This window comes from Streptomyces europaeiscabiei, assembly GCF_001550375.1.
GTDB classification, from domain to species: Bacteria; Actinomycetota; Actinomycetes; order Streptomycetales; family Streptomycetaceae; genus Streptomyces; species Streptomyces europaeiscabiei.
The window spans coordinates 1-4,776 of record NZ_LRTR01000329.1; the positions used below are offsets into that span (position 1 = coordinate 1).

General features: G+C 74.0%; 4 protein-coding genes. 3 read left to right on the top strand and 1 reads right to left on the bottom strand.

What is annotated here, in order from left to right; translation table 11 throughout:
• From AWZ10_RS16030 to hutI, 3 genes are all read left to right on the top strand, one after another.
• Positions 1 to 1,263 (top strand): allantoate amidohydrolase (locus tag AWZ10_RS16030; protein ID WP_060891394.1); only part of this gene is annotated, 1,263 nt, incomplete at its 5' end.
• Positions 1,260 to 2,615 (top strand): formimidoylglutamate deiminase, encoded by a 1,356-nt coding sequence (locus AWZ10_RS16035; protein ID WP_046706230.1) that lies wholly within the window; start codon positions 1,260 to 1,262, stop codon positions 2,613 to 2,615. The genes AWZ10_RS16030 and AWZ10_RS16035, both read left to right, overlap by 4 nt.
• Positions 2,612 to 3,904 (top strand): imidazolonepropionase, encoded by a 1,293-nt coding sequence (hutI, locus tag AWZ10_RS16040; protein WP_060891395.1) that lies wholly within the window; start codon positions 2,612 to 2,614, stop codon positions 3,902 to 3,904. The genes AWZ10_RS16035 and hutI overlap by 4 nt, the downstream gene beginning before the upstream one ends.
• A 28-nt stretch (positions 3,905 to 3,932) precedes the next feature.
• Here hutI and AWZ10_RS16045 read toward each other — a convergent pair.
• On the bottom strand, positions 3,933 to 4,776 hold an 844-nt coding region (locus AWZ10_RS16045; RefSeq protein WP_167365954.1), incomplete at its 5' end, for an RICIN domain-containing protein.

The following is a 4,776-nucleotide window of genomic DNA, read 5'->3' on the forward strand; positions in this document are numbered from 1 at the left end:
GGGGCCGGCCGGGCCGACGGCCCGCGGCCCGCCGCCGGTGGGGCCTCCTTCCACGAGATGTGGCGCGACCTCAAGCCCATCGGCCGTCACCCGGACTCCGGTGGATACCGTCGGTTCGCCTGGACAGCCGCCGACGCGGACTGCCGGGCCTGGTTCGAGGAGCAGGCCCGGGACCGGGGGCTGACCCACGAGGTCGACCGGAACGGGAACCAGTGGGCCTGGCTCGGGGACCCCGCAGCCGGGGACGCCGTGGTCACCGGGTCGCATCTCGACTCCGTGCCCGACGGCGGGGCCTTCGACGGGCCCCTCGGTGTCGTGTCCTCCTTCGCCGCGCTCGACGAACTCCGAGCCCGGGGTGCCCGGTTCGACAAACCTCTCGCCATCGTCAACTTCGGTGACGAGGAAGGCGCGCGGTTCGGGCTGGCCTGCGTGGGATCACGGCTGGCCGCCGGGCAGCTGACCGTCGAGCAGGCGGGACGGCTGACCGACGGGGACGGCGTCACGTTGCCGCGGGCGATGGAGGCCGCCGGGTACGACCCGGAGGGCATCGGCCCCGACCCGGAGCGGCTCGCGCGGATCGGGGCGTTCGTCGAACTGCATGTCGAGCAGGGGCGGGCCCTGGACCTGTCCGGGGACGCCGTCGGGATCGCCAGTGCCATCTGGCCGCACGGACGGTGGCGGTTCGACTTCCGGGGCGAGGCGAACCACGCCGGGACGACTCGGCTCGTCGACCGCCGTGACCCCATGCTGTCCTACGCGGAGACCGTGCTCGCGGCCCGGCGCGAGGCGCGGCTCGCCGGGGCGGTGGCCACCTTCGGCAAGATCTCCGTCGAGCCGAACGGCGTCAACGCCATCCCCTCCCTCGTGCGCGGCTGGCTCGACTCCCGCGCCGAGGACCAGGCGACGCTGGACACGGTCGTCGGCGCGATCGAGGAGGCGGCCCGCGACTACGCCCAGGAGCACGGGATCGAGCTGGACGTCGTCCGGGAGTCCTTCACCCCCGTCGTCGAGTTCGAGCACGCGCTGCGGGACGAGATCGCCCGCATCCTGGGTCGGGACACGGCCGGTCTGAAGGTGCCGGTGCTCGGGACCGGCGCCGGACACGACGCCGGGATCCTCTCCGGGACCGTCCCGACCGCCATGCTGTTCGTGCGCAACCCGACAGGCGTCTCGCACTCCCCGGCCGAGCACGCCGCCGAGGACGACTGCCTGGCCGGGGTGACCGCGCTCGCCGACGTACTGGAAGGGCTGGCCCGCAGGTGACGGAGACGACCTACTGGCTCGAACACGCCTGGCTCGGCACCCATGTCGAGCCGGGCGTGACCCTGACCGTGGCCGCGGAGGGCACCCCCCGGGCCGGCCGCATCACCGCCGTCCGCGTCGAGACGCCCACCCCGACCCCGGGCGCGGTCGTCCTGCGCGGCCTCACCCTGCCCGGCCTCGCCAACGCCCACAGCCACGCCTTCCACCGCGCCCTGCGCGGCACCGTCCAGGTCGGCTCGGGCACCTTCTGGACCTGGCGCGAGGTCATGTACCGGGTGGCGGACCGGCTGACCCCGGACACCTACCACGCCCTCGCGCGGGCCGTGTACGCGGAGATGGCGCTGGCCGGCATCACGGCGGTGGGCGAGTTCCACTACGTGCACCACGCCCCCGGCGGCACCCCGTACGCCGACCCGAACGCCATGGGCGAGGCCCTCATCGAGGCCGCCGCCGAGGCGGGCATCCGGATCACCCTCCTCGACACGGCCTACCTGTCCGCCGGCTTCGGAAAGGCACCCGACCACCACCAGTTGCGCTTCTCCGACGGCACGGCCCAGGCCTGGGCGGAACGCTGTTCAGTTCTCAAGGACCGGGATCACGCGCGGATCGGTGCGGCCGTCCACTCCGTACGGGCCGTGCCGGCCGGGCAGTTGGCGACGGTGGCGCGGTGGGCCGAGGAGCGGCGGGCCCCGCTGCATGTGCACCTGTCGGAGCAGACGGCGGAGAACGACGCCTGCCACGAGGCACACGGCCGCACCCCCGCCCAACTCCTCGCCGACCACGGTGTCCTGGGCCCCCGCACGACCGGCGTCCACAACACCCACCTCACCGACGAGGACATCGCCCTCATCGGCGACAGCGGCACCGGCACCTGCATGTGCCCCACGACCGAACGGGACCTCGCGGACGGCATCGGACCGGCCGTCGCCCTGCAACGGGCGGGCTCCCCGCTCTCCCTCGGCTCCGACAGCCACGCCGTCGTCGACCTGCTCGAAGAAGCGCGCGCGATGGAACTGAACGAGCGCCTGCGCACCCGTACGCGCGGTCACTGGACGGCGGCGGCCCTCCTGCGGGCGGCCTCGGCCGACGGCCACGCGGCGATCGGCTGGGACGACGCCGGTGCCCTGGAGACGGGCGCGCTCGCCGACTTCACGACGATCGCGCTCGACTCGGTCAGGACCGCAGGGCCGCTTCCACGGCTCGGCGCGGAGACGGCTGTATTCGCCGCGTCGGCAGCAGACGTGTCGCACACGGTGGTGGGAGGTCGGCACGTCGTACGGGACGGGGCGCACGCGCTCGTACCGGATGTGCCGAAAGCCCTCGCGGACGCCGTCGAAGCACTGCGCGGATGACCCCCGCCCGCCGGCCCGGGCCGGCCTTGGCCCCCGAACCCGACCCCACCGCAGACCAGGCCACCAAGGACGCCATGAGCAGCCCGACGACCGTCAGCCCCGCCAATTCAGCGAGCACCGCGAGCACGCTCATCACCAACATCGCTGCCCTGGTCACCAACGACCCCTCCCTCGGCGACAGATCCCCCCTCGGACTGATCCAGGACGCGGCCGTCGTCATCGACGGTGACCGCATCGCGTGGACCGGTGATCAGAGCAAAGCACCCGCCACTGACAATCGCGTCGACGCCGGTGGGCGGGCGGTGATCCCGGGCTTCGTGGACTCCCACTCCCACCTCGTCTTCGCGGGCGACCGGACCGCCGAGTTCAACGCCCGCATGTCCGGCCGGGCCTACAGCGCGGGCGGCATCCGTACGACCGTCGCCGCCACCCGCGCCGCCACCGACGAGGAACTGGAGGCCAACCTCACCCGTTACCTCCGCGAGGCCCTCCGCCAGGGCACGACCACCTTCGAGACGAAGTCCGGCTACGGCCTGACCGTCGCGGACGAGGCCCGGGCCCTGCGCATCGCGGCCGCCCACACCGACGAGGTCACCTACCTCGGCGCCCACATCGTCTCCCCGGACCACGCCGAGGACCCCGCCGCCTACGTCGCCCTCGTCACCGGCGAGATGCTCGACGCCTGTGCCCCGTACGCCCGTTGGATCGACGTCTTCTGCGAGAAGGGCGCCTTCGACGGCGACCAGGCACGCGCGATCCTCACGGCGGGCAGGGCCAAGGGCCTGCACCCGCGCATCCACGCCAACCAGCTCTCCTACGGTCCGGGCGTCCGGCTCGCCGTGGAACTGGACGCGGCGAGCGCGGACCACTGCACCCACCTCACCGACGCCGACGTGGACGCCCTCGCGAACAGCCGGACGGTCGCCACCCTGCTCCCCGGCGCCGAGTTCTCCACCCGCGCCGAGTGGCCGGACGCCCGCCGCCTCCTCGACGCGGGCGTCACGGTGGCCCTCTCCACGGACTGCAACCCGGGGTCGTCCTTCACCTCGTCCGTCCCCTTCTGTGTCGCGCTCGCGGTGCGGGACATGGGGATGACGCCGGACGAGGCGGTCTGGTCGGCCACGGCGGGGGGCGCGCGGGCGCTTCGCCGCGACGACGTGGGCCGGCTCACGCCGGGCGCGTACGCCGATCTCGCGCTGCTGGACGCGCCCAGCCACGTCCACCTCGCCTACCGGCCGGGAGTTCCGCTGGTCACGGGCGTGTGGCGCAGGGGCGTACGCGTGGTCTGACCGGCTGCGCCAGGGCGTGTGGGCGGCCTCAGGTGTGGGCGGGCCCGGCCCCCGCCCGCCACCGCTGGCCGTCGCGCCCCGACACCTCGGCGAGGGCGACGGAGCCGAGCGCGTCCGGGGTCACGGCGTGCCCCGGCGCGATCGCCGGGCGGATCACTCCCCGGGAGTCGACCTCGAACCTGAGGTTGTCGCCGTTGTCCCCGTCGAGCGAGTCGCACTCCCAGACGCCCACACCGTCGTCGGTCGCCCCACGGCTGTCGAGGCACAGGTCGGGGTCGGCGAACGACTGGAGGGCGTTCCGCCGGGAGTCGAGGCGCCAGCGCTGGGTGGCGCGCGAGGTGCAGGTGGCCGTGACGACGTCGGTGCCCTTCGCCAGCTCGCCCCGGATGTCCAGGCACAGTCCCGAGGCGATGTTCACCACCTGGGTGTAGGCACCGTTCAACGGTGGCCCGTACGGCAGCGAGGGCGTCGGAAGACCCGACTTCGACGGACTCGGACTCGGGCTCTTCGTCGGCTTCTCCTTCTCCGGGGGCTTCGAAGGGCTCTCGGTCTGCGAAGGGGTCGGGGACGGTGTCGGGCTCGCCGGGACCGTCGGGGTCACAGCGCCAGACGGCGGTGCCGCGGGCGTGCCGACGGAACCCGCCCCGTCGTCGGACGACGAGCCGACCGAGCCCGAGAACACGAGGAACGCCAGCAGCGGAGCCAGTGCCACTCCGAGGGCCACCGAGGTCAGCACGATCCGACGGGACGACGACCATCCGGCCCCCGGCACCCCTGCCTCGGCGCCGGTCGGCGCCCCGGCGCCACTGTCGACCCCTGCCGCCCAGGCCCCGCCCGCTGCCTCGGCCCAGTTCCCCGTCGCGGCTGCCATG